This window comes from Desulfopila aestuarii DSM 18488, from assembly GCF_900143695.1.
In the GTDB taxonomy this organism is placed as follows: Bacteria; Desulfobacterota; Desulfobulbia; order Desulfobulbales; family Desulfocapsaceae; genus Desulfopila; species Desulfopila aestuarii.
The window spans coordinates 128,832-151,383 of the sequence record NZ_FRFE01000013.1 but is presented as its reverse complement, the minus strand read 5'-3'; the positions used below and the strand labels follow the sequence as shown (position 1 = coordinate 151,383).

The following is a 22,552-nucleotide window of genomic DNA, read 5'->3' as shown; positions in this document are numbered from 1 at the left end:
TTCTTTTTTTCGTTGACCGTCATGCTGCCAGTTGGCTGCCCCGATCAAGGAGGCGGCAAAGTACTGGATCGGGATGCGGGTGTCAACAGGAAAAGACTGGAAAATGAAAATAGCATGGTATGGCTTTGAACAAATGAAAGGCCATATCGATTTAAAGCAACAGATTACCGAAGAGATACCACAGAAGCTGCAAGCTCAGAAAAGCATATATACCTGCTGCCACATCGTCCATCATGATGCCGATACCGCCATGGATCCGTTGATCGAACCAGGATACGGGGAACGGTTTTATGATGTCAAAGATTCTGAAAAGGACAAAACCAAGTAACCAGGCCACAGGATGATCTGGTGCAAGAGTAAGGGTGATGAACATGCCGAGGATCTCATCAATAACGATAGGCCCGGCATCGGCCCGGTCGAGAATCTTTTCCGCAGACCCGGCTGCAAAAAAGCCGATGATGAAAACCAGGATGAGCGTCAGCAGATAGAAGGGCAACGTCAGCCCCTTGATCAACAGCCAGGGCAGAAAAGCGAAGAGGGAACCCCAAGTGCCAGGAGCTTTCGGCATATTCCCCACCCAGCAACCGGTGGCGATGGCCATAATTAATGATTTCATCATTCCATGTTACCCTTTGCTGAATAGACAGCCCGATAGACCTCATCCAGGGAGCATGCATGCTCCAGGGCAATTTTCCGGCACTCTTCGTATTCTGGATAGATCACATCGCCTCGTGGTGTTGTGACCATTTTGGCAGTAATTACACCCCAAGGGGTGTCCACTTGCACTGGTTTGCGGGGGAGTGTGCGGCGCGAATCCTGACGCATACGAAGGCCGATGGCAGTGGTCTCCGACAGGATGAGGTCCTGAAGTTGGATGCTTTCTGCAGTTTTACAGATAACCTGAAGATGAAAGCCAGGTCGCCCTTTCTTGCCCTGGCAACCGGTGAGACTTACATCCAACGCTCCACGGGCCAATAGAAGATCGCAAAGATGTGGGAAGGATTCTGGACTCCAGTCGTCGAGACGGGTCTCGAGTACAGTAACTGTTTGAGCCTCGGCTGCAGCATGGCTGGTGCCGATAACAAGGCGTAATAAATTGGGTTGATCGTTAGGTAGCACCTGGGTGCCGGAGCCATAACCAGTTGCGGCAATGGTCATGGGGGGCAGCGGTCCGAAGTCGTCAGCCAGGACCTTGATGAGAGCCGCGCCTGTTGGGGTGACCAGCTCTGCTTGTACGTCTACCCCGTAGGTGGGAATCCCTTTCAGGAGCTCACAGGTTGCCGGGGCCGGTAGCGGTATCAGGCCGTGAGCGCATTTGACAAAGCCACCGCCCAGGGGCAGTGGTGATGCGATAAGGCGGGAAATACCGAGATGGTGCAGGCCGATAACAGTGCCAACCACATCAAAGATGGTGTCCAGGGCTCCTATCTCATGGAAGTGTACTTTATTGACGGGGATGTTATGGACCTTTGCCTCAGCTTCTGCCAGTGCTCCAAAGACGGCAAGAGATCGTTCTTTGATGGCAGGGGCCAGATCCGCGTGGGTGAGGATATACCTGATCTGCGGCAGGGTCCGTAGTTCCTGTCTCCGCATCTCGGAGATCTTGACCTTTATGCAGCCAATCGACTGGCATGAAGTGTGCTCTGTTTCGAGTTGTGCATCGGGGAGCTCAAGCTTGGCCAGCTCGTGTTTGAGCAGGTTCTCGTCAAGACCTGCATGGATAAGTGCGCCGAGCAGCATATCGCCGCTGATGCCGGAAAAACAGTCGGCATACGCAAGGTAACCGGATCGGTCCATTTGGAATCAAGGCTCCAGAAGCGATATAATCAGGAGAAGAGTCGGGTGCCCGGCTCAACAGGGCTGCCGCAGAGAAAGGCTTCAACGTTCATGCGTTTCTTGCCCTCCGGCTGCACTTCCCTTACCAAAAGACAGTCGCGACCTGTGGCAATGAGCAGGCCGCGTTTGTCGGCTGCAAGCAGGGTTCCCGGTTCGACGTTACTCGTCTGGTGCAGAACTTCCGGGGCGAAAAGCTGCAGTCGTTTGCCGTGGAGAAAACAGTAGGCGGAGGGCCAAGGGTCGAGTCCCCTGATAAGGCAGTGTATCTCACGGGCACTTTTCTGCCAGTCGATGCGGCCATCCTCTTTTTTCAGCATCGGGGCCACGGTTGCACGTGTATCGTCTTGAACGGTGGCGGTCAGTTTGCCCTCTTTTAACAGGGCGAGCGCCTGACGCACTGTTGTTCCACCAAGTGCGGCGAGTTTTGGAAAGAGCGAGCCTGCGGTCTCATCATCATTTACTGGTATGGCGGCAGTGAGCAGGATATTTCCTGTGTCCATACCTTCATCCATCTGCATGATGGTGACCCCGGTTTCACTGTCACCGTTAATAACGGCCCACTGGATGGGCGCAGCGCCACGATAGGCGGGCAACAGTGAGCCGTGTACATTGATGCAGCCGTGGGGGGCGAGCTCAAGCAAGGCCGGCGGAAGGATGCGTCCGTAGGCGGTGACCACCACCACGTCCGGCTTATAACCGGCCAGCTCATCTCGGAATTCCTGGGTTTTGATCTTCGTCGGCTGCAGTACCGGAATGCCGGCGGCCTGAGCCAGGACCTTCACTGGAGGGGGGGTGAGTTTTTTGCCTCTTCCTTTGGGGCGGTCCGGTTGGGTGACAACAGCTACAACCGTGTCGGGACCATCCAGAAGTGCCTGGAGCGTAGCGGCCGCAAAGTCAGGCGTGCCCATGAATAGAATACGTAGCGGTGTGTTGGTCATTTCACTCATCACTGGTTACGAGCCACTTTTTGACTTTGCGCTTGTAAAGGTTTCTCTTCAATGAACTCAGGTGATCGATAAAAAGGATGCCATTGAGATGGTCGATTTCATGCTGCAGAACCACGGCAAAGCGATCCTCGGTGGTCAGCTCTTGCGGCTTTCCCTCCGGGTCCTGAAAAGAAACGGTGATCTTCTTGTAGCGTTTGACCTTTGAGGTCAACTCCGGGACGCTCAGGCAACCTTCTTCGTCTAATTGAAAACCTTCATGCGCAACAATTTCGGGATTGACCAGGGTCATGTATTCTCGTTCGTTCTCCCGGTCTTTTGAAATATCGACAACTATCAGCTTTACCGATTCTCCGATCTGTGGTGCGGCAAGACCGATACCGGGTGCTTCGTACATGGTCTCGGCCATGTCTTCTGCGAGTTGTTTCAGGTTTTCGTCAAAGGTGGTAATGGGTTCGGTTTCCTGGCGGAGCACCGGCTCAGGATATTGATATATTTTACGTATACTCATCGGAATAATCTTCCTGCTCTATATTAAATGGTAAATATTGATACGACCATACAATATAACACGTCCAGGTAGTTATGGCTATTTTTCAATCTAAGCATGGATTGGCTGGATGCATAGCGGTGAACTGTGTCTTTTTCCTGTTCGGTGATTGAAGTTTATGCTGCGGGTATGTGTCGGAATGTGAAGGAGGCTGAAAGAACTTGACTTACTAACTAAATTTTGTGAAAAAAAGGATATCTTTGAGAGGTGTTACTGTAGTTTGCATTCCCGTGACCGATATTGAGTCCGGTGCTATTATGCCGGTCATCAAGCATGACTGAGAAACTGCCCCATGTTGTGAGCCAAATAATTCGCCGAAGGGTTGCGCGTTAAGAGGAGGTGCAATCGTTTGCGAAAAAGTGGGTGTTATACGCTCAGAATGCAACTTTGTATCGGCCATCTACGCGTCTTGCAAACTTGACCCGTCGGTTCTCTGCCATTTTTGGTGAGCCCGGCATAACGTGAAAAGAGGAGAACAATATGAAAAGAAACATTTCCCTGCTTGCGGCCCTTGCATTTGGCTGTGTAACCGCTTTCAGTGCCATGACCGGTGCGGCATCCGCCGCCGACCAGCGTTTCGTCACCATCGGTACCGGTGGTGTTACGGGGGTTTATTATCCAACGGGTGGCGCTATTGCCCGTCTGGTCAATAAGGGGAAGAAAGAGCATGGCATCCGGGCCTCTGTCGAGAGTACCGGTGGTTCTGTTTATAACCTGAACGCTATCGCTTCAGGTGAGCTGGACATGGGTGTTGCCCAGTCAGATACCCAGTTTTATGCCTACAATGGTACCGGTAAATTTGAAGCAAACGGTCCCAACAAGGATCTGAGGTCAGTATTTTCTGTTCATCCTGAACCGTTCACCGTTGTTGCCCGCCTTGATTCCGGCATCAAGAACTTTACGGAATTGAAAGGCAAGCGTGTGAATATCGGTGATCCGGGTTCCGGTCAGCGAGCAATCATGGACATTCTCATGGAGAATATGGGCTGGAAGAAGGAGGATTTTAAACTGGCTTCAGAACTCAAGCCGGCCGAGATGTCTTCAGCTCTTTGCGACAATAAGATTGATGCCTTCGTATATTCCGTTGGTCATCCGAATGGATCCATCCAGGAGGCAACAACCACCTGTGATGCCGTTATTGTTACAGTTGATGGTCCCGTGGTTGATGCCCTGGTTAAAGAGAATGCCTATTATCGGACCGCTACCATTCCTGGTGGCATGTATCGTGGGAATGATGCCGATGTGAAGACCTTTGGTGTTGGTGCGACCTTTGTCTCTTCAGCCAAGGTGCCTGAGGATGTCATCTACGTCGTGGTTAAAGCGGTTTTTGAGAATTTTGATGAATTCAAAAAGCTTCATCCTGCCTTTGCCAACCTGAAAAAAGAAGAGATGATCAAAGACGGTCTTTCTGCTCCGCTCCATGACGGTGCGGTCAAATACTATAAAGAAGCCGGCTTGATGTAAGGTCTTCTTTTGTTCATTCTGCCGGTCCTTTCTTTGTCGAGAAGGGACCGGTAGTGTTGTTGTTCCCCATCCGCGGTCTGTCACCGTGGCAGAACATGTCTTTTCGGTTGTCCTTTCTCGCTGTGGGAAGGAAGCTTTATAAGCTGTCGCCTTGTCAAATATCTCATCTTCCTGCGCTCCGCCGGTCTATAATTACCGTAAACCTGTTGGGCCATCTGAGTTATGATATTTGGGGCGCGGGCGGGAAGAGAAAGTGATTCAGTAATATCTTTGAAGGAGCATGCGCTATGACCACACCCATTGAAAAAACAATGTCCGATGATCAGCTCCAGGAGATGATCGGCGAAGCGGATACCGGAGGACGTAATCCGCACGGAGGCTTCTCCAAAAAGGTCCTTTTCTTTGTGCCGCTGCTCTGGACACTTTTTCAACTCTGGTACGCTTCGCCTTTGCCCTTCATATTTAACATCTTTGTGCTCAACGACACAGAGGCCAGGGCCATTCATCTTGCCTTTGCCATGTTTCTTGCCTATACGGCTTTTCCGACATTCAAATCTTCTCCGAAACATTTTATTCCGATCCAGGACTGGATTATCGCGCTTACCGCAGCTTTCTGCGCCGCCTACATATATCTTTTTTACGAACAACTTTCCAACCGGCCTGGTGCCCCACTGGTCATGGATCTCGTGGTGGCTGTGATTGGGCTGATTCTGTTGCTGGAAGCCACTCGCCGGGCTCTGGGACCGCCGCTGATGGTGGTTGCCGCCGTTTTTATGGTGTACACTTTTGCCGGGCCCTATATGCCTGATGTTATAGCCCATAAAGGGGCGAGTCTGACCAAGGGGATGACTCATTATTGGCTCACCACCGAAGGTGTCTTTGGTGTTGCGCTTGGGGTTTCGACCAGTATGGTCTTTATGTTTGTGCTCTTTGGCTCACTGCTCGAGGCGGCTGGAGCCGGCAATTATTTTATCCGTTCAGCTTTTGCCGGTCTTGGCCATATGCGGGGAGGGCCAGCTAAAGCGGCTGTTGTTTCTTCTGCGCTGACCGGGCTTGTTTCCGGTTCATCGATTGCCAATGTGGTGACAACTGGCACCTTTACCATTCCACTGATGAAAAAAGTTGGCTTCTCCGCGGAAAAAGCCGGGGCTGTCGAGGTTGCCTCTTCTACGAATGGCCAGCTGACGCCCCCGGTTATGGGTGCGGCGGCCTTTCTTATGGTAGAGTATGTTGGCATTTCCTACATCGAGGTCATCAAACACGCCTTTCTTCCGGCCATTATTTCCTATATCGCGCTGGTGTACATCGTCCATCTTGAAGCCTGCAAGATGAACCTGAAGGGCTTGCCGAAGCGGTATAAAAAGACGTTTGCCCAGAGTTTGCTGACCTTTGTGATGACGGTGTTGACGCTCATTATCATTGGTGGCGCTACCTATTATGGACTGGGGTGGATCAAGACTGTCGCCGGTAGTTCCACTCCCTGGATTGTCTGCATCCTCCTCTTCATCGCCTATCTCTTTTTGCTCTATATCGCCTGCAGGGTTCCGGAACTTGAGGTAAGCCATGAGATCAATGAGCTGCCGGATCTTGGTTCGACGATTCAGGCGGGACTCTATTTCATTCTGCCCATCGTCGTACTCATGTGGTGTCTGGTTGTCGAGCGGCTTTCACCGGCACTTGCTGCGTACTGGGCCACTGTACTGCTTATTTTCATCGTGGTTACCCAGCGGCCGATAAAAGGTGTGTTCCGCAAAATGAGTGGTGAGGATTTTTCTGTACAGCGCGGTTTTGCCGATCTCATTACTGGTCTGGTCTCGGGGGCAAGAAACATGATCGGTATCGGTGTTGCCACGGCCGCTGCAGGTCTGGTAGTCGGCACGGTGACTCTGACTGGTATCGGTCTGGTCATGACGGAGTTTGTCGAGTTTATCTCTGGCGGTAACCTTGTCTTGATCCTGCTCTTCACCGCCTTTATCAGTCTGCTGTTGGGGATGGGGTTACCGACAACCGCAAACTACATTGTCGTTTCCACTCTGATGGCCCCGGTTATTGTCAATCTGGGTGCCCAAAACGGCTTGATCGTGCCGCTTATTGCCGTGCACCTCTTTGTCTTCTACTTTGGTATTCTGGCTGACGATACCCCGCCGGTCGGTCTTGCTGCCTTTGCGGCAGCTGGTATCTCGGGAGGAGATCCCATTCGCACAGGTCTTCAGGGGTTTGGCTACGATATCCGGACTGCTATTTTGCCGTTTATTTTTATCTTCAATACCGAGTTGCTGATGATTGGTGTTGGTACACCGTTGCACTTTGTCGTGGTGGTGGTTGGAGCGGTGGTGGCCATGCTCGCTTTTGCCGCGGGCACTCAGAATTATTTTATTACCAGGAATAAGCTATGGGAGACCTTCGCCTTGCTGCTGGCGGCTTTTATCCTATTCCGACCCGGTTTTTTCTGGGATGAAATTTATCCTGAATACACCTCAAGAAATGCGGCGGAATTGGAGCAAATTGCTGAAACTGTAGCCAGTGGTTCACAACTTATTCTCAGGGTCAAGGGCGAAAATTTTGCAGGTGATGAGTATATTTCAACTGTTATGTTACGAGTGACCGATGGGGCTACGGGAGCCGAAAAACTGAAGGCCATCGGCCTTGAGACGAGAGATGAAAATGGCCATGTTATCGTCGATAATGTGATGTTTGCCAGTGCTGCCGAGAAAGCAAATCTCGACTTTGATCAGGAAATTTTAAACGTGCAGGTGGAAAATGAGAGGCCTCCTAAACAGTTGATGTTCTTCCCGGCTCTGTTATTGCTGGCGTTGATCTGGTATTCCCAGAAAAGACGGATTGGCAGACAAGAACGCCCGGCAATGGCGTAAGCGAAAACGCATCCTTTTTAAGGAGAGGAAGATGAGAAAAAAAATACTGGTCCCTATCGCTTTTTCAGTCTACTCGCAAGGTATTATCAATTATGCAGCGTCGCTTGCGGGCCCACTGGGTGCAGAGATGATGATCGTCAACGTGATCAACGAACGCGACCTTGAGGCGGTGGAGCGGATTTCCTCGTTTGGTTACAAGGTGGATAGTGAACATTATGTGCGGACCATCAAGGATGAGCGAAGGGCAATGCTGGTGCAGCTGACCGAAAATCTGACTCTGCCCGAAGGCCAGGTCTCATTTTCCTTTCGAGTGGGTGATCCTGCCACAGAACTGTTAAAACTGGTGGTCGATGAACATATCGACATGGTGGTGATGGGAGTGAAGACGCGGGATATCCGTCATCTCTTTACCGGCTCGGTGGCTGAACAGATGTTTGCCCGTTGTCCCTGTACGGTGGTTTCTTACCGTGATCCTGAGACCATTGAGCGGCTGCAGAAGCGGATCGCCAAGCACCGGTAAATCTGTAGTACAGCTATTCCAACGGCCCACCGGCTCTCATGTGAAAGCTGGTAGGCCGTGCGTAAAATTTGGGGAAGGTGTAGCGTCAGATTCGCATTTTCATGAAAAATGGTTAATCCATCCAGTCCCGTTTAATTTTGACAATCTCGTCGAGATTATCGAAAAAGGCTTTGATGATTTCCGGGTCAAAATGGGAATCTGATCCTTCCCTTATTATTTCCTGACATTTTTCTTCAGAAAAAGGTTTTTTGTAGGGACGCTCACTGCCGAGAGCGTCATAGACGTCAATGACCGCAACGATCCGTGCGACCAGCGGAATGTTCCTGCCGGCGAGCATCATCGGGTAGCCGGTGCCATCCCATTTTTCATGATGACAGAGGGCGATAACCATGGCCACCTCAAGTAACGCCAGTTCTCCACCGCTATTTGCCATCTCGATAACCCGTTGATACAGCGATTCGTCGCTCTGTGGCATGGAGGAATAGTGACGCAGGATGTCGCAGCCGATTTCGCAATGGCGCTTCATGGTGTTCCATTCGTCCGAGGTGAGCTTACCAGCTTTCAAAAGAATCATATCGGAAATGCCGATTTTGCCGATATCGTGCAGTGGTGCTGCTTCCTGGAAGGTTCTTGCCTTCGCGCTACTCATGCCCATGGCCCTGCCCAGGACTCCACACATTTTACCGACCCGGATAACATGGCGGCCCGTTTCATTGTCACGGTATTCCGCTGCCTTGCCAAGGCTGTACAGCAGCTGTCGCTTGATTTCCTCGAGTTCATCTGTCCGTTGTTCCACCATCCGCTCGAGATTGATCTGATAATCCCGATTCTGACGGATAAGCTCTGCCGACTCAAGAGCCTTGTCGATGGTGTTTTTGACCAGCGAAAAGCTTTCGATAGGTTTAGTGATGAAATCACGGGCACCAAGGCGTAATGCATCCACCGCCTGATCCACTGCATCGACGCCGGAGACGATTATGATCGGCAGATCAGGCCAGCTTTTTACCGCCTCCCTGATGAAACCTGCACCGTCAAGTACCGGCATCTGCAGGTCGACTGTAACCAGGTCGGCCGGCCATTCCTGAAGTATTTTCAAGCCTTCTAATCCATTTTCTGCAGCTTTTGTTTCGTAGCCGAGGCTGCTGAGAAAACTGGAGAGAAGGTCCCTGAGTTCGGGTTGGTCGTCGATAATGAGGACTTTATTGCCAATCACGTTCTTGAGAATCCCTGTGGTAGAGAGACGGTATTTGCACCGACCAGTTGGATAGAGTTGCGAACTACAAACAGTATACATGAGAAAAAAACTGAAAATGAAGGAAAAATATTCGTTTGTATGGTTTTGAGGAAAATTGTTGCCAGTATTTCAGGTCTTCGAGAGGGGGGAACATGCTTTTTTCTGGCAAATCACCCTTTCGGCCCAGCTTTTCTTTTACGAGACTGCTGTTAGAGGGTATAGAAGGTCAGTTTTGACACTGAACTTTCTGAGATTATTTACAAGGCATCGATATTGTCTTTGGAGAAAAAGTGCAGTACCTTTGGCGCAAATGAAATGAACCTGTAGTTCGCAGATCAATCTTTAACTGGTGTGAGCCAACTTATCATGAACTATCTTCTTCTTGCAGCAAGCTATCTTCTTGGGGCTGTTCCTTTTGGCCTGGTGATCGGTAAATTGGCCGGAAAGGATGTCCGAAAAGAAGGCAGCAAGAATATTGGTGCCACCAATGTCAGCCGGCTGCTCGGGAAAAAGCTGGGCTTTGTCACCTTGATCTGTGACTGCTTAAAAGGCTATCTGCCGATGCTCATGGCGGCAACGCTTCTAGAAAACGAACCGAATGTCAATCTGATGGTTGCGCTCTGCGGCATCGCTGCTGTACTTGGCCACATGTTCCCAATCTATCTCGGTTTTAAGGGCGGGAAGGGTGTTGCCACTGGGCTGGGTGTTTTTCTCTATCTTTCGCCGCTGGCGATTCTGATAAGTCTTGGTGTTTTTGCCGGTTCCGTGGCGTTGAGCGGTTTTGTATCTGTGGGGTCACTCTTGTCGTCAGCACTGATGGTCATCTGGCTCTGGCTACTCGGCCAGTCCAAAATCACAATGATGACAGCCGCAATTGTGGCTGCGCTCATCTGGCTCAAACATCATGAAAATATCGGAAGGCTCTTAAAAGGCGAAGAGAAAAGCTGGAAGAAGAAGTGATGATTTCTGGTGATAGCAAAATTATTGGTTATTCCCCTCTCGATTTTTGGGGATTTTTGTTACCTCCACATAAAGTCGGCAATACTCTTTAATAAGCTGCATCCTTTCAACTGTTGCCAATTTGAAATAGAGTGGGCTGAGCATCAGTATTTTTAGTGCCTGCTGTTGTGTCATATACCCTCCTTGGCATAAAAACATCTCCTCTTTGTCTATATCGGGAGGATGGTCGACTTTCTTTAACCAATTTTGAGAACGATTATCTCTATTGTCAAGCCAAGAGAATCATTCGAAGTTGCTGATTATCTTTATTTTATCATATTCGGCAGATTAGTATACTGAGCTGAAAGTCGAAAGAGCACTGTCATCAACAAACGGAGAGACTATGGATATCATTAAATGGCGGGATTCCTATGAGACAGGGATTGCCGAAATGGATAATCAGCACCGGCAGTTGATCCAACTAATCAATCAGCTCTACGGAATTATCAAGGAGAAGGATGGGTTCGAGTCGGTCGATGCCATCCTCCAGGAGATGGCCAATTATGCTGAACATCATCTCCGCGATGAGGAAAAATTGCTGGAGGAACATGGTTTTCCAGGCCTTGCCGACCAGCAGAAGTCACACCGTAACTATTTTATGAAAATGGATGAACTGCAGGAGGCCATGGAAAAAGACGGCAGGGATGCCGCCCAGGAGATTTATGTCTTTCTTCGACAGTGGTGGATCAATCATATTGTTCTTGAAGACAAGGAATATGGCCCATATCTGCGGGGCAAAGGACTGAAATAGGGAGGCGTATTGGCGCAGTGCATGGTCGGCAGGTGAACGGTAATATAGTTATCACGATATGGGATTCTCATCTGCGCTTATTTTACTTCAAGCTTAGACCCGTTCTTTAAAAAGGGAGAAAGAAACCGTGGCACTGGTCACTGTCGAGCGGCCAAAGAAGAGGAAAAAGATGAGCCAGGCCAGCTGCAGCCCGATAATCACCCCCGGGTGCCAGAGCTGAACGAGCCCTTGTATGATGACGGGATGGTTCAGGATATCGGTCTGCGGGATAAGCGCGACCCCCCAGATATAGAGCACCGCCAGCCCACTCATTTTCTGATACACACTTACTTTACCAAATCCCCGAAAATCAGCGCGCATCGTCTCCGAAACAACTCGCCAGAGCTGGGTGATCGTTATGCACATTACGAGAGCGGCTGTGAAGTGCTCCCGTAAAAACAACCAGCAACCAACGAGGGCGGCCAGGGTGAAAATGATGCAGGTGATGGCCTGCACAGGTACCAGCGGCTCTCCGCATAACTTGCTTTCATATTCCGCTTTTTTAATGTGGCCATGAAAAACCGTAGCCGTGCGGGTGAAAAATTTTTGTACCCATGGGCTGCATTCCCTAAGCGGCTTGCCATAGCAGCAGCCGAAGCTGAGACATCCTAATCGGCCAAGGCCCTCACCCAAAGTGTAGGCGATGGCCATGGCGGCCATTACAGGTATCAGCGGAAGATAGCAGGCGATAAAACCGTTGAGCATCTCTCGTGCGGCAACAATACAGAACGGCGCAAGGATCATGCCGACAAAGGATGCTCCACCGATGGTAAAAGTGTGCCGTTTTTTTTCGACGAGGATGGCGACAATTCGTGCTGCCGGCACGCTGACGACCAGGACCATCCCGGTTGCCAGAAGAGTGCCGGGCAGGTGTATGTTCATTGCACCAAGTAGAATGAGGAGCAGTGCCAGTGACAGCAGCTGGCTGGTAGCGATGAAAAAACCATAATAGGTCAGATTCGTTCCCTGCCAGAGCTGCCCATCCTTTTTCGTTACGGGAATAACAGCAAGCATCTGCCAGCGCTCACCGGGCAAGTGACGAAAGCCCCAGAAAAGCAGGAGTGCAAGCAGGAGTCCTGTAATGGCGAGAAATATCAAGTCTGTCATGGTGTGATTCCTTTACTCATTTATCATTTTGAATCCGGTGGCCGATGGTGGACCGAACCTTGATGTCGGTTTCGACCAATGGTCGTCCGAAGTTGTTGGTAAATCGGCTTTTTACGTCGCTCCGGTGTGAGTTATGGATCAGGTCACGGCTAAATGCCATTCTATCCGGCTCAAAGATGACGATGTCGGTGGAACTCCCGGGACGGTAGAGACTTTTGGGGGAGCCCTTTTTAACAAACATGCCGGGTTTGATCGGCATCGGATCATCATATCGGTTACTGCTATAGGCCTGGACGATATCACCGATCATCAGTGCCACAACCTCAATCATAGCCACCAGGCCGACTCCAGAGCCGCCTTCCACGTCGGTGTCGATGATGGTGACCACCCGTTTGTTTTTGGCGTAGAGCGAAGCAAGGGCGATAAGTGCTGAAGGGTTGCAGCTGTGATAATCCCCATCCACCTCATAGATGTCGGCGACCCTGCCGCTGACCGGCAGGTGGTTGTAGTGATATTTGTCCGGGGTCAGGCGAAAGACGGCAAAATCGCCTTCGGCAAAGTGATGATGATAGCGGGAGCCGGAACCGAAAAGTTCTTCCGGGGTGAAGAGTTTTTCCTTGATAAAGAGGCTGGACACTTCTGAAAATGAGCCGACGAGAACCCGAGAGTCAGCCGGAGAGACTAAGGCTGCCTGGTCCTTAGTCATGGGGCGGAAATCCCAGTAGCAGATCTGCCGCTCGAAGACTTTGCGTGGGGTGTCGTAGTAGGAGGGTGGTTGGACGCATTCTCGCCATTCAATGCCCAGGCGGGAAAAAAACTGCTTGTTTCTCGGTTTTCTGCCATCCAAAAAATCATAATGGTAGAAGCTGAGCAGGCTGGACATCCTGCTCGAGGTCAGGGCCCGAAAGAGAGACGGAACATTTTCCCTGACAGTGGAGTAAAGAAAGGAGACACTCCGGTCTCCGATCAGTTTCTCGGTGATGATCTGCCGGGAGGTCCGGTCGATATACTGATGTGCGTATGGTGTTGGTATCATATCGTTGATGAATAAAGATTTCTGTCGTGATGGATGACAGCCAAGGCGAGGTGGACAACATTTCGCACCGTTTCCGCTGTGGCCTTTTCCTCTGTAAGATCTTTTGGCAGCCGGGCGAGATAGTCGGTGGCCGATATCGCCTGGTTGATGTTTGCCATGACCTGGCGGAGAATGACGTTGTCGGTCTTTTCAAGGCGGACGCAATCTTCCTGGAGAACGTGAAAGCCTTCCTGTAGCTGGTCTTTCCGTAAGGTGGTGCGATAATATTGTTCCGTTCCACTGTTAAACATCTCGGCCGGTATCTTTTCGGCCTTTCTTGTTGTTCCAAGCTGTTCAGCGGCGCTTTTTACCAGGCGGCCCCAGGCAACATCTTCTCGTGATGTGATGCGTAGGTGCAGGTTCTCCAACTGAGGGGAAAGATCCAGTTCTTCGATGAGTGGAGCACCTTCAGTACGGATAAAGGCGAGAAGTGCCAACCTGTAGTCATCGACCGTTACCCTGATATAGTTTTTATAGCGCCGGCTGGGCCGCTGGGATTTTACCCGGGCGAGAATCCGTCGCAGGAACCTGTTGCCGGTTTTGCTTCTGATATAGACTGTTGGTATGCCGATGGCGGCGGCAAAGAAGATCTGGCGTCGCTCGCTTTCAACGGAGGGCTGGTCGGGAATATCTTCATGGCGAACGTTGCCATCAAGCACCATGCGATAGGCCAGAGCAGTGATAAGGTTTTGCAGGTCGACCGCCTCGGCCATATCGTCAAGAAAGCTGGGGAAGAGGGAGTAGCTGCGTCCTTCGAAACCACTGTAGCCCATCTGGGAGAAAGCCCGCATGCGGTAGGGGAGGTAGATGGACATGCGGCTATCGAAGATACCCAGTTCGGCAAGTTCTGCTTTCAATTGCTCCTGGTTACCGGGAATGCCGTTTAACCCGGGGGAGGTGTCGGTGGAGAGCAGGGTGATGAAATAGTCGATCAAGCGAAAATCGGGGATGAGGTCGCCGTGCAACCCCAGCGCCATTGCGAGGAGCATGTCGAGCCGACGGGGGCCGAACGGGGTGAGCGGTTTACCGATAAAGCGGATATCAGCCTTTTTCTTCCAGCGCCGCCAGAGCATGCGCAGGTGGGTGTAGTCCAGTTCATGGGGGAGAAAACCGAGGACTTTCTCCGGATGAAAATCAGCAAAATCAACGCGATATGGTGCAGCGGTATAGGTTCCTACCAGCAGTGGTAAAAAATGTTCGACGATCTTGATGACCAGATCACCGCAATACTTCTCGACCTCTGCTGTTAAGCCGGAGCTGCGGTCGCCAGCCATGGTGGTCAGGATCCGGCTGCCTAGAGAAACATGGGTGCCGTTGTTGGCAAGACAGGTGTTTGAAGTGTTTGGTAGGATTACCAGGTTGTTGGTGATGATTCCCGCATCTTTTAGTTTGCCGATGGCGTTCAATTGACTGCGGGACAGGGTCTGGTGGCAGAGCGACATATAACGATGCTTATCTTCGCCCCGGTCCCAGCCGGAGAGGCAGGGACTCATAAAGAGGTGGCGATAGTAGCCGTCAGGTACCAGTTCGTTAAGTTTTTTCTGGCGATACGGAGCGTGCGGGGCGTTGTAGACCAGGCAACGCTGGCCGTTGGCCGCAAGTCCGAAACTGATATTGGCATACTGGCTGAGCAGTTGGGTGAAAAAAAACGTGCGGGCCGTTTCCCTGGCGGCAAGAACGCCTATTCGTCCATGTTGCGCCGAGGGAATAGTGAGGGAGAGAATCTCCGGCGAAGTGTTGTCGCTGAGGAAGTTGTTGAGCAGCTTTATGCCTGTTTTCTGCAGTTCTGCCGGTAGATTGTGACACTGGTCGAGCATTGAAGCAAACGAGAGCTTTAACAGATAGCTGATGGGAATACGAAGCTGGTTGCGGCCGTTTTCTGTTAACAGGAATCGGTGTAGGTCCTGACGCTGTGGCCCCTCAGGGTTGCGCTTGTCGGCGAGAAGGTCAGTGGTGAGAACTTCCCGAGCAAAACTGCTGAGCAGTTGGGTGTCGAACCGCACCCAGCTGTTTTCCCAGACGCCTGAATCATTGTGGTCAAGAAATTTTTTAAGCTCTTCTACGGCATTTTTGGGTAGATCTCCTCGTCCGGCCCGTTTTTCGGTGTTACGAAAAAAACTCGACTGGCGGATGGATCGGGGCAAATCAACCATCTCTTGGCTGCCTTCAACGGCCACCTGAAGCTCATATTCCATGCCGGCGCTGCTGTCTTTCCGACTGAACGGATAACAGTCCAGGTCGCGTAGCCGGCTCGCAAAGAGAGCACCTTCGCGTTGTAAACGTTCTCTGGGAAAATGGGGAAAGATATCCGGGAGTGCAGTCATACATCTCTCAAAAAGATAAAATTACAATTATCATCTTCATAAACATGGCTGACAGGCCAAGGGTTGCTCCTACAACGCCATGTTGTTGAAAAACTGGGCGGTGCCTGCCTCCCTTGAATAGAAGAGCATGCTTACAGAAACTCATAGAGCTGGTTGCTCTTGAGGTTTCTGCCGTCGAGGTGGGTATCTGAGATCCAGAGACTTCTGAAGTGCAGCTGCTGCATATGTACCTCTTGGCTGAAATTGCTGATGGCCCCAATTCCTTGAAAACGTAAAAATGTTTGGATGAGGTGAGTGTATCTGTAGTATGTTACCTGTCTGTCAGGTGATAGTTATATTTGTGTTTGTCTTAGAGGTACTCTGGGCTGGTTGATGTGTGAGGGGTAACGACTAGGCAACCTTCAACGACTTGATTTTTCCAATTGCCAAATCTATTGGAGCTGATTCTCTTTGCACAAATTGCTTTGCATTAGCTGGAAATGTTGTGTTTGCAGAGGGCTACGCATTTGTTAGTTGATTCTCCGCTCTTCTGTGCTACAATGGTTAGGGTTTTGCAAAATTACTCAAGGCCGATAATTTCAACGATGAGGTGATCGATCATGGCCAGTCTCAAAGGGACAAAAACAGAGAAGAATATACTTACCGCGTTTTGTGGCGAGTCCCAGGCTCGTAACCGCTATACCTATTTTGCATCACAGGCAAAAAAAGACGGATATGTGCAGATCCAGCATATTTTTGAAGAGACTGCTGATCAGGAAAAAGAGCATGCCAAGCGCTTGTTCAAGCTTCTTGAGGGTGGTGAAGTCGAGATCGTCGCTGCATTCCCGGCGGGTGTGATTGGTACCACCATCGAAAACCTGCAGGAAGCCGCCGCAGGTGAAAATTACGAGCACACCACTATGTATCCGAGCTTTGCCGCGACAGCCCGTGAAGAGGGCTTTGCCAATATTGCTGACATTTTCATGGCGATAGCCAATGCCGAGAAGCAGCATGAAAAACGGTACAAAGATCTGGTGGCCAATATCGAAGCGGGCCGGGTCTTCAAGCGGGAAGACAAAGTCGCCTGGCGTTGCCGTAACTGTGGATATGTGCATGAAAGCGAGGAAGCGCCTGAGGTTTGTCCTGCCTGTGCCCATGCCCGGGCACACTTTGAGCTGCTTGGAGAAAACTGGTAGGGATTTGGCACATTTTTCTTTTTGTGATACTATTCGCCTCCGGTATGTGACTGTGCCGGGGGCGTTTTTCTTAAATCACCCAGGATGCATTGGTCGGGAGGACGGAATAGGGCAACTGACAGCAATGTATGAAAAAGGTAAGATGGATTTTATATCTTAGGTTGAAGGATGAACTGCCTGTCAGGGGACACGGATGTTTATTTCTTGCCAAATGATGTTTACTCATTTTTTTAAATGGCAGATGTTTGCGCCACCAAGCATTAAAGCCGTGGTTTTCAACGATGTTGTTGTGAAGCCTGATGGCATGTTGTTCAGAGGAGACTGTTATGGGAGACATTCAGCGAGCGGTAACTATTTTTACCCCTGGCAAAACGTATGAAGGGTTCATCGATATTCCTAATGAATCGTTACGTACCATTGATGTCTTTAACAGCAACAGTATCTACTGGAAGGATCCTGCCGAAAAGAGCTTTGAAGACGCTCTGTTGATAAACGATGCCTCCGTCATTCTCGAGGGCAACACCAGGCTTACGAAATTGAGCAGGGTGCAAGTCAGGCTCGTTGATGTGATGTTCTTTTTTGATTCTCTTGCAGATTCTGGTGACAGACTGGAAAAAATCCGGGCCGCAACCCTGAAGACCAGAACCGGGGAAGAGACATCGTCTGTAAATATCATTACGCATCTCCGTGGTGATGCATTTTATTATATTTCCGGTATTTTTTACGGATTATTCAAGAGTAAAAGCAAACAGCGCTATATACCCCTGACCCAACCCAGCATTACAGCTGTGCTTCGTGTTGCCGGTGGTTGGCAGAAAAAGAAAATCGCTCTCCCCGGTTCTTTTGTTGGGGTATCGACCAGTCATATTGAGGCATGTTCCTTTAAGGATTATGTGTGATGATGTCGTAAAAACGCTCGATCCTGAGTCTGACTAGGCTTGCTTAACTGCTTCTTGCTGCAAATTTTCAATTGTTCCGGCTTGGTTTTCGCTACACCACGGCCAACGATCCTCTACTGCTGATAGTTCATTCTTCCCTGGCTATGAGAATATTCTCCCTTATACTTTGTCTTTTCCTTGGTGGCTGCGTGCGCCTGCCCAAAGGTATTGAACCGGTGCAGGATTTTGAGCTGGACCGCTATATGGGAATGTGGTACGAGATTGCCCGGCTTGATCACTCGTTTGAGAGAGGGCTGTCGAGGGTGACGGCGGAGTACAGCCTTGAAGCTGATGGTACCGTACAGGTGGTGAACCGCGGATTTTCCAAGGAAAAAGGGGAGTGGAAAACAGCACACGGGAAGGCGAGGTTTGTCAACTCTTCTCAGGAAGGGTTTCTCAAAGTGAGTTTTTTCGGACCCTTCTACGGGTCGTATATTGTTGTTGAACTTGATCGCGAGACGTATCAGTATGCGCTGGTCTCAGGGCCGGATCGGCAATATCTGTGGCTGCTGGCGCGAGACCCGCACCTTTCTGGAGATGTTGTCAAAATGCTCATCGACCGGGCGAAGAGTTTGGATTTTCCTGTTGATCAACTGATTCTTGTTGAACATGAGACCGGTCAAAAGCCATGAAGATGGAGTTCATGCTCCTTGTCTGCGGCTGGTTGGGTTGGTGTTCTCTCCACAGTCTGTTGATTTCCCCGGCAGTGAGTTCAAAGCTCCAGAAACTGCTCGGTGTTTACCGTTTTCATTTCCGGCTCCTCTATAACTGTATTAGCGCTCTGACCCTTGTGCCAGTAATGCTGGCCACCGCTGCAATGCGCGGTGATGTGGTTTTTTCATGGGAAGGAGGCTGGATAATGGTACGGGTTGTGTTGCTTGGTTGTGCCCTTTATCTGTTTCGCGGTGGATCGAAACAATACGATTTTGGTTTTTTTCTGGGTATTCGGCAGATTCGGGAGCAACGGCAGCCATCGACCTTGGCTGCTGATGAACAATTTTCTCGGCAGGGAGTCCTTGGGATGACCCGCCATCCCTGGTACCTTGGTTCACTTCTTGTTCTCTGGTCTGCATTACCGGTATACCATCAGTCGTCAGTTGTGGTGGCCACAGTGCTGTCACTATATTTCATTGTCGGAACATTTCTTGAGGAAAGAAAACTTGTGGCGGAACATGGCGAACGATATCGCAATTATCAGCATGAGGTTTCCATGCTTATCCCGATAAAATGGTTGAAAAAACGAATAAGACGGTGGCGGTGATGGTGGTATACGAATGGGTGCGCACAGCCTGGTACCGTCTGCAGGGTAAAATCGCGGTCCGCATGGGAGACCAACATTTCTCGTGCGATCCTGAAAACCTGAATTTCTGGGACAAGGTGAATGACGGCCGTTGGGAGCCGCGAACATTTGCGGTCCTTGACCGTCTGTTGACCACCGGGAAAACCTACTGTGATATTGGGGCCTGGATCGGTCCCACTGTGTTGTATGCTGCCAGAAACTGCCGGCAGGTCTACTGTCTTGAGCCGGATCGGGTAGCGTATCGCTTTCTGCTGCAGAATATCCAGCTGAACCGTTTGGAAAACGTAATGCCGTTTAATCTGGCGCTGGCGGCGGAAGAAGGATTGCAACGCATGGCCAGTCCGCGCGGTAAGCGGGGCGACTCCATGACCAGCCTGCTGGTGCCGGATGGGGCGCGCGGTATGGATGTACTTTGCCTTACCTGGGAAAACTGGCTCAACCTTATTGGGCGACCGGTTCTCGACACCATCAAAATGGATATCGAAGGTGGGGAATTCAACCTGCTGCCTGAAATGTCCGGTTACCTTGATGAGCACCGGCCACAACTCTACCTTTCTCTACATCCTCATCTGTTGCCTGAGGCGGAACGAGTGAAAAATATGGCAGTGGTGGTGGCTGCGCTGAAGATGTATCGTGGCTGCTACAATCGCGACGGGGAGAAGATTGAACTGGAATCACTCCTGGAAGAGCAGGCAGTAAACCGTGCAGGCACATACCTGCTACTTCCGGAGTGAGAGGAGAACGACAAATATGGTTTTTGCGGGCTAGAGCCCGAGGTTGGCAAGATCGGGCCCGAGATAGGTGCGCTCGTTTTCCCCGAGAATGCCCAAAGAAAGGCAGATAAGGGTCCAGAAGTGCACGACCTGGTACTGTCCTCCGTAAAAGTGACCGATGTCCTCCATCTGCGAGTGGCAATTATGGCAGGGGGTGAGAACATAATCGGCCTGGGTGGCCATAATCTGATCGAATTTGCGTTTGCCGTAGGCCCGGCGCTGATCAGTCATCCCCGCTTGCAGGAATCCGCCGCCGCCTCCACAGCAGTAGTTCGCACTGCGGTTTGGCTGCATATCGATAAAGTTTTCCTCACCAACCAGCTTTTTGGTGACAAACCGCAGGTCGTCGGCGATGGAATCGCCGTAGGCTTTCCGCACTATCTGGCACGGGTCCTGAACGGTAAACTTAATGTTTTTGGTATTCCAATCAGAGTTGACCGGAAGTTTCCCTTCCCTGATCCACTGGGCATAGTAGGTGACCAGACTCTCTATTTTGAAGTTGGCCTCCATGCCGAAGCGGTTAATGGCATTCCACATGGTGTAATAGGAATGACCGCATTCGGTATTAAGCCACACTGCACATCCCAGTTCATTGGTCGCATCGACCCGTGTTTTTATTACCTCGTACCATGCTGCTTCGTCTCCTGAAAACATGCAGAAGTTCTCAGCTGCCCAGCCTTTTGAGCTGTAGGTCCAGTCGGCGCCGACCAGATGGAAGATCTTCCAGAGCGGTACCATCTCATCCGGTTCGCTCATTGGTTCGCGAGAGTTCTGGTTGACAAAGAAGTGGGCGCCTTTTTTGTCTATGGGGGCAACCATATCCTTGAATTGTGGTTGCGTCTCACGCACCTCTTCAAGAACATCGTTCACCACGAAGACAAAGTCGTCAGGTTGTAGCCCCATGGCGCTGGTAGAGTCGGTGGAGCGTGTCAGTTCGCAGGAACGGACGATACCGGATGGTTTCTTATCTTTTGGCCAGTTGCCACGGGCCAGAAAAACCAGCTGAGAGATATCGATGTTCATGGGGCAGACATGCTGGCAGCGCTTGCACTGGGTGCAGGTCCAGACCCATGGGGTAGTGGAGAGTTCCTCGTCCATGCCCAGCATAGCCATGCGGATGAACTTACGGGGATCCATGTTTTCGAGCCCGGAAGCCGGACAGCCGGAAGAGCAGAGGCCACAGGTAAGGCAGGCATCGAAACTTGCGCCCTCGGGCAGGAGTTCCATGGCCTTTTGCTTGAAATTGATGGTGGGCGTTTTTGCTTCAGACATACTGTTGTCCTTATTAATGAGGCCCTTTGAGATCGGTGTGTGATCCGTGGACCTGGAATGTGTCAATGAATCGTTGTGGCGATCAGTTGTTCTTTTGAAGAATGATCTGCTCGGCACCTTGAACGGCACGGTAGGCACTGCTGATGGCGACACCAGCTCCACAGCGGCCGCGGATCCAGTCCTGATGGGCAAGTATGACCCCGGCTGCAAACAGTCTGGGATCGACAACCTTACCATCCTTGTCCAGTGGCCGGAATGCATCATCAACACGAATACCGCACTGGTGAATCGCATGTCCGTCCCTGCCCATGTATTCCATGCTGTACCAGCTGTCCCGTGAGGTGGGCTGGGCTACCGGGAGATTCACAAGAGGTTCGACAATACCGGTTTGCTCAGCCTCAAGACCGCCGCTTAAGAACCGTCCGGTTGCGAGAATCACTGCCTTGGCGTGTATGATGATAGGGCCGTGATTGTCAGCCAGTACCAGTTGTACCGAGTCTGTGTCAAACTCAACGGAACGAACCTTCTGCTGTGGAACCAGGGTGAGGCCCTTTTTCGGGAAGACCTGCTCAAACATCTCACGTAGCCGGATACCGGGGACCGATGGCGGCATGGTGGGAATTTCAAACACCGGGCAACCCAGCAGCCTGGACAGTTCGGTCATGACCAGATCCGGATTGTGCATACCGAGAATGGCCGGAAGACCGATCACCTGCGCATCCCCGCGAACACTTTTGATCGCGTCAGCCAATTTTTCCCGGGTGCCTGGAACCTCAAGGGCACGTGCCATCACCTCAGGATATATCTCTCCCATAGGCATATCGGGGAATGAAACGCGTTCAGTTGTCAGTCCAGGCCAGCGATCCTTGAGATTTGCGACTACCTGTCGGCCGCTGAAGCCCCGCAACCCCTTGAAGTCGATGATGACACATCTTGCCTGACTGGCAAGGGCATCAACGCCGGGTTGCATGGTGGCGGGTACGGAAAATGTCGGTTTAGTGGTTCCGGCCGGAGTCAACGCCTTCAGGTTTACCTTGCCTGGTGCACCATAGGCGATGCCGCATTCACTGATGAAGGAAGTGAATTCCGTAAAAGCCTCATGGATATCGTTTTCGGGAACACGTGCCAGCGGATGATTGGGTTGACTCTTCTGTAGCTCCCTGATCCCAGCCCAGGGATCGCCAAGGTGTTCGGCAGCCCCTGTACCGGCGTCACCCAAAAGGTCAAGATACCCGGTGGTGTAGGCAAGAGCGCCGGTGTTGCCGGCCTGGGCGGTGGAGATGCCTCGCTTGAGAGCAAAAATGGAGGCGGCCATGCCGGCAAGGCCTGAGCCGATAACAGCGAGATCGGCGATAAATTCACGTTTTTCGTAAGTCAT

The 22,552-nt window shown here is 51.1% G+C and carries 21 protein-coding genes; 10 read left to right on the top strand and 11 right to left on the bottom strand.

What is annotated here, in order from left to right; genetic code table 11:
* Positions 1 to 151: 151 nt before the first annotated feature.
* The 4 genes from BUF15_RS14040 to def are packed head-to-tail and all read right to left on the bottom strand — an operon-like array spanning position 152 to position 3,291.
* Positions 152 to 619: a phosphatidylglycerophosphatase A family protein gene (locus BUF15_RS14040; protein WP_073614175.1), complete on the bottom strand. Its 468-nt coding sequence runs from the start codon at positions 617 to 619 to the stop codon at positions 152 to 154.
* Positions 616 to 1,797: a nickel pincer cofactor biosynthesis protein LarC gene (gene larC / locus BUF15_RS14035; protein ID WP_073614172.1), complete on the bottom strand. Its 1,182-nt coding sequence runs from the start codon at positions 1,795 to 1,797 to the stop codon at positions 616 to 618. Before larC ends, BUF15_RS14040 begins: the two co-directional genes overlap by 4 nt.
* A gap of 29 nt (positions 1,798 to 1,826) precedes the next feature.
* Positions 1,827 to 2,774: a methionyl-tRNA formyltransferase gene (gene fmt / locus BUF15_RS14030; protein WP_073614169.1), complete on the bottom strand. Its 948-nt coding sequence runs from the start codon at positions 2,772 to 2,774 to the stop codon at positions 1,827 to 1,829.
* Between the two features lies 1 nt (position 2,775).
* Complete coding sequence (gene def, locus BUF15_RS14025; RefSeq protein ID WP_073614167.1) at positions 2,776 to 3,291, bottom strand: peptide deformylase; 516 nt, start codon at positions 3,289 to 3,291, stop codon at positions 2,776 to 2,778.
* A 519-nt stretch (positions 3,292 to 3,810) separates the two neighbouring features.
* On the opposite strand from def, the gene BUF15_RS14020 reads away from it, so the two are divergent.
* The 3 genes from BUF15_RS14020 to BUF15_RS14010 all read left to right on the top strand — a co-directional run bounded on the left by BUF15_RS14020 (position 3,811) and on the right by BUF15_RS14010 (position 8,187).
* Positions 3,811 to 4,794, top strand: coding sequence for a TAXI family TRAP transporter solute-binding subunit (locus BUF15_RS14020; RefSeq protein WP_073614166.1), 984 nt, complete (start codon positions 3,811 to 3,813; stop codon positions 4,792 to 4,794).
* Positions 4,795 to 5,081: 287 nt separating this feature from the next.
* Positions 5,082 to 7,667: a TRAP transporter permease gene (locus BUF15_RS14015; RefSeq protein ID WP_200802391.1), complete on the top strand. Its 2,586-nt coding sequence runs from the start codon at positions 5,082 to 5,084 to the stop codon at positions 7,665 to 7,667.
* A gap of 31 nt (positions 7,668 to 7,698) precedes the next feature.
* Positions 7,699 to 8,187 (top strand): universal stress protein, encoded by a 489-nt coding sequence (locus BUF15_RS14010; RefSeq protein ID WP_073614164.1) that lies wholly within the window; start codon positions 7,699 to 7,701, stop codon positions 8,185 to 8,187.
* Positions 8,188 to 8,299: 112 nt separating this feature from the next.
* Here BUF15_RS14010 and BUF15_RS14005 read toward each other — a convergent pair whose 3' ends face one another.
* Positions 8,300 to 9,400 carry an HD domain-containing phosphohydrolase gene (locus BUF15_RS14005; protein WP_200802390.1) on the bottom strand — a complete coding sequence of 367 codons (1,101 nt, stop codon included), beginning with the start codon at positions 9,398 to 9,400 and terminating at the stop codon, positions 8,300 to 8,302.
* 387 nt (positions 9,401 to 9,787) lie between these two features.
* Here BUF15_RS14005 and plsY point away from each other — a divergent pair, with 387 nt between their 5' ends.
* A complete protein-coding gene (gene plsY / locus BUF15_RS14000; protein WP_073614162.1) occupies positions 9,788 to 10,381 on the top strand; it encodes a glycerol-3-phosphate 1-O-acyltransferase PlsY in 594 nt (197 codons plus the stop codon).
* A gap of 21 nt (positions 10,382 to 10,402) precedes the next feature.
* On the opposite strand, the gene BUF15_RS27410 is transcribed toward plsY, so the two are convergent.
* On the bottom strand, positions 10,403 to 10,555 hold the full coding sequence (locus BUF15_RS27410) for a hypothetical protein (RefSeq protein WP_200802389.1): 153 nt from the start codon (positions 10,553 to 10,555) through the stop codon (positions 10,403 to 10,405).
* 208 nt (positions 10,556 to 10,763) lie between these two features.
* Between BUF15_RS27410 and BUF15_RS13995 the strand changes: the two genes are divergently transcribed.
* The gene (locus BUF15_RS13995) at positions 10,764 to 11,171 is read left to right on the top strand and encodes a bacteriohemerythrin (RefSeq protein WP_073614160.1); all 408 of its coding nucleotides are present in this window, start codon (positions 10,764 to 10,766) and stop codon (positions 11,169 to 11,171) included.
* A 93-nt stretch (positions 11,172 to 11,264) separates the two neighbouring features.
* Here BUF15_RS13995 and BUF15_RS13990 read toward each other — a convergent pair whose 3' ends face one another.
* From BUF15_RS13990 to BUF15_RS13980, 3 genes are read right to left on the bottom strand one after another with little or no spacing between them, the layout of a single operon-like run.
* Positions 11,265 to 12,317 (bottom strand): prolipoprotein diacylglyceryl transferase family protein, encoded by a 1,053-nt coding sequence (locus BUF15_RS13990; protein WP_073614158.1) that lies wholly within the window; start codon positions 12,315 to 12,317, stop codon positions 11,265 to 11,267.
* A gap of 16 nt (positions 12,318 to 12,333) precedes the next feature.
* Positions 12,334 to 13,353, bottom strand: coding sequence for a phosphatidylserine decarboxylase (locus BUF15_RS13985; protein ID WP_073614156.1), 1,020 nt, complete (start codon positions 13,351 to 13,353; stop codon positions 12,334 to 12,336).
* A complete protein-coding gene (locus BUF15_RS13980) occupies positions 13,350 to 15,716 on the bottom strand; it encodes a hypothetical protein (protein WP_073614155.1) in 2,367 nt (788 codons plus the stop codon). The genes BUF15_RS13985 and BUF15_RS13980 overlap by 4 nt, the downstream gene beginning before the upstream one ends.
* Before the next feature lie 599 nt (positions 15,717 to 16,315).
* Here BUF15_RS13980 and rbr point away from each other — a divergent pair.
* The 5 genes from rbr (at position 16,316) to BUF15_RS13955 (ending at position 19,863) form a co-directional block, all read left to right on the top strand.
* Positions 16,316 to 16,891 carry a rubrerythrin gene (rbr, locus tag BUF15_RS13975; RefSeq protein WP_073614154.1) on the top strand — a complete coding sequence of 192 codons (576 nt, stop codon included), beginning with the start codon at positions 16,316 to 16,318 and terminating at the stop codon, positions 16,889 to 16,891.
* Between the two features lie 326 nt (positions 16,892 to 17,217).
* Positions 17,218 to 17,790, top strand: coding sequence for a hypothetical protein (locus tag BUF15_RS13970; RefSeq protein WP_073614153.1), 573 nt, complete (start codon positions 17,218 to 17,220; stop codon positions 17,788 to 17,790).
* Positions 17,791 to 17,933: 143 nt separating this feature from the next.
* Positions 17,934 to 18,461, top strand: a complete 528-nt coding sequence (locus tag BUF15_RS13965; RefSeq protein WP_073614189.1) for a lipocalin family protein — start codon at positions 17,934 to 17,936, stop codon at positions 18,459 to 18,461.
* Entirely contained in the window at positions 18,458 to 19,090 is a 633-nt protein-coding gene (locus tag BUF15_RS13960; protein WP_073614152.1) for a methyltransferase family protein, read from the top strand. Before BUF15_RS13965 ends, BUF15_RS13960 begins: the two co-directional genes overlap by 4 nt.
* Positions 19,057 to 19,863, top strand: coding sequence for an FkbM family methyltransferase (locus BUF15_RS13955; RefSeq protein WP_084553990.1), 807 nt, complete (start codon positions 19,057 to 19,059; stop codon positions 19,861 to 19,863). Before BUF15_RS13960 ends, BUF15_RS13955 begins: the two co-directional genes overlap by 34 nt.
* A 30-nt stretch (positions 19,864 to 19,893) precedes the next feature.
* Here BUF15_RS13955 and BUF15_RS13950 read toward each other — a convergent pair whose 3' ends face one another.
* Positions 19,894 to 21,174 (bottom strand): (Fe-S)-binding protein, encoded by a 1,281-nt coding sequence (locus tag BUF15_RS13950; protein WP_073614150.1) that lies wholly within the window; start codon positions 21,172 to 21,174, stop codon positions 19,894 to 19,896.
* An 82-nt stretch (positions 21,175 to 21,256) separates the two neighbouring features.
* Positions 21,257 to 22,552, bottom strand: coding sequence for a glycerol-3-phosphate dehydrogenase subunit GlpB (gene glpB, locus BUF15_RS13945; RefSeq protein WP_073614149.1), 1,296 nt, complete (start codon positions 22,550 to 22,552; stop codon positions 21,257 to 21,259).

What these genes read in the sequence shown, in the direction of transcription:
- larC (WP_073614172.1), bottom strand. Translation starts at nt 1,797, where the DNA reads ATGGACCGATCCGGTTACCTTGCGTATGCCGACTGTTTTTCCGGCATC.
- BUF15_RS14015 (WP_200802391.1), top strand. Translation starts at nt 5,082, where the DNA reads ATGACCACACCCATTGAAAAAACAATGTCCGATGATCAGCTCCAGGAG.
- BUF15_RS13985 (WP_073614156.1), bottom strand. Translation starts at nt 13,353, where the DNA reads ATGATACCAACACCATACGCACATCAGTATATCGACCGGACCTCCCGG.
- BUF15_RS13960 (WP_073614152.1), top strand. Translation starts at nt 18,458, where the DNA reads ATGAAGATGGAGTTCATGCTCCTTGTCTGCGGCTGGTTGGGTTGGTGT.
- BUF15_RS13970 (WP_073614153.1), top strand. Translation starts at nt 17,218, where the DNA reads ATGGGAGACATTCAGCGAGCGGTAACTATTTTTACCCCTGGCAAAACG.
- rbr (WP_073614154.1), top strand. Translation starts at nt 16,316, where the DNA reads ATGGCCAGTCTCAAAGGGACAAAAACAGAGAAGAATATACTTACCGCG.
- plsY (WP_073614162.1), top strand. Translation starts at nt 9,788, where the DNA reads ATGAACTATCTTCTTCTTGCAGCAAGCTATCTTCTTGGGGCTGTTCCT.
- def (WP_073614167.1), bottom strand. Translation starts at nt 3,291, where the DNA reads ATGAGTATACGTAAAATATATCAATATCCTGAGCCGGTGCTCCGCCAG.
- glpB (WP_073614149.1), bottom strand. Translation starts at nt 22,552, where the DNA reads ATGACTTACGAAAAACGTGAATTTATCGCCGATCTCGCTGTTATCGGC.
- fmt (WP_073614169.1), bottom strand. Translation starts at nt 2,774, where the DNA reads ATGACCAACACACCGCTACGTATTCTATTCATGGGCACGCCTGACTTT.
- BUF15_RS14010 (WP_073614164.1), top strand. Translation starts at nt 7,699, where the DNA reads ATGAGAAAAAAAATACTGGTCCCTATCGCTTTTTCAGTCTACTCGCAA.
- BUF15_RS14040 (WP_073614175.1), bottom strand. Translation starts at nt 619, where the DNA reads ATGATGAAATCATTAATTATGGCCATCGCCACCGGTTGCTGGGTGGGG.
- BUF15_RS13950 (WP_073614150.1), bottom strand. Translation starts at nt 21,174, where the DNA reads ATGTCTGAAGCAAAAACGCCCACCATCAATTTCAAGCAAAAGGCCATG.
- BUF15_RS14020 (WP_073614166.1), top strand. Translation starts at nt 3,811, where the DNA reads ATGAAAAGAAACATTTCCCTGCTTGCGGCCCTTGCATTTGGCTGTGTA.
- BUF15_RS13955 (WP_084553990.1), top strand. Translation starts at nt 19,057, where the DNA reads ATGGTTGAAAAAACGAATAAGACGGTGGCGGTGATGGTGGTATACGAA.
- BUF15_RS13990 (WP_073614158.1), bottom strand. Translation starts at nt 12,317, where the DNA reads ATGACAGACTTGATATTTCTCGCCATTACAGGACTCCTGCTTGCACTC.
- BUF15_RS13995 (WP_073614160.1), top strand. Translation starts at nt 10,764, where the DNA reads ATGGATATCATTAAATGGCGGGATTCCTATGAGACAGGGATTGCCGAA.
- BUF15_RS13980 (WP_073614155.1), bottom strand. Translation starts at nt 15,716, where the DNA reads ATGACTGCACTCCCGGATATCTTTCCCCATTTTCCCAGAGAACGTTTA.
- BUF15_RS13965 (WP_073614189.1), top strand. Translation starts at nt 17,934, where the DNA reads ATGAGAATATTCTCCCTTATACTTTGTCTTTTCCTTGGTGGCTGCGTG.
- BUF15_RS27410 (WP_200802389.1), bottom strand. Translation starts at nt 10,555, where the DNA reads ATGACACAACAGCAGGCACTAAAAATACTGATGCTCAGCCCACTCTAT.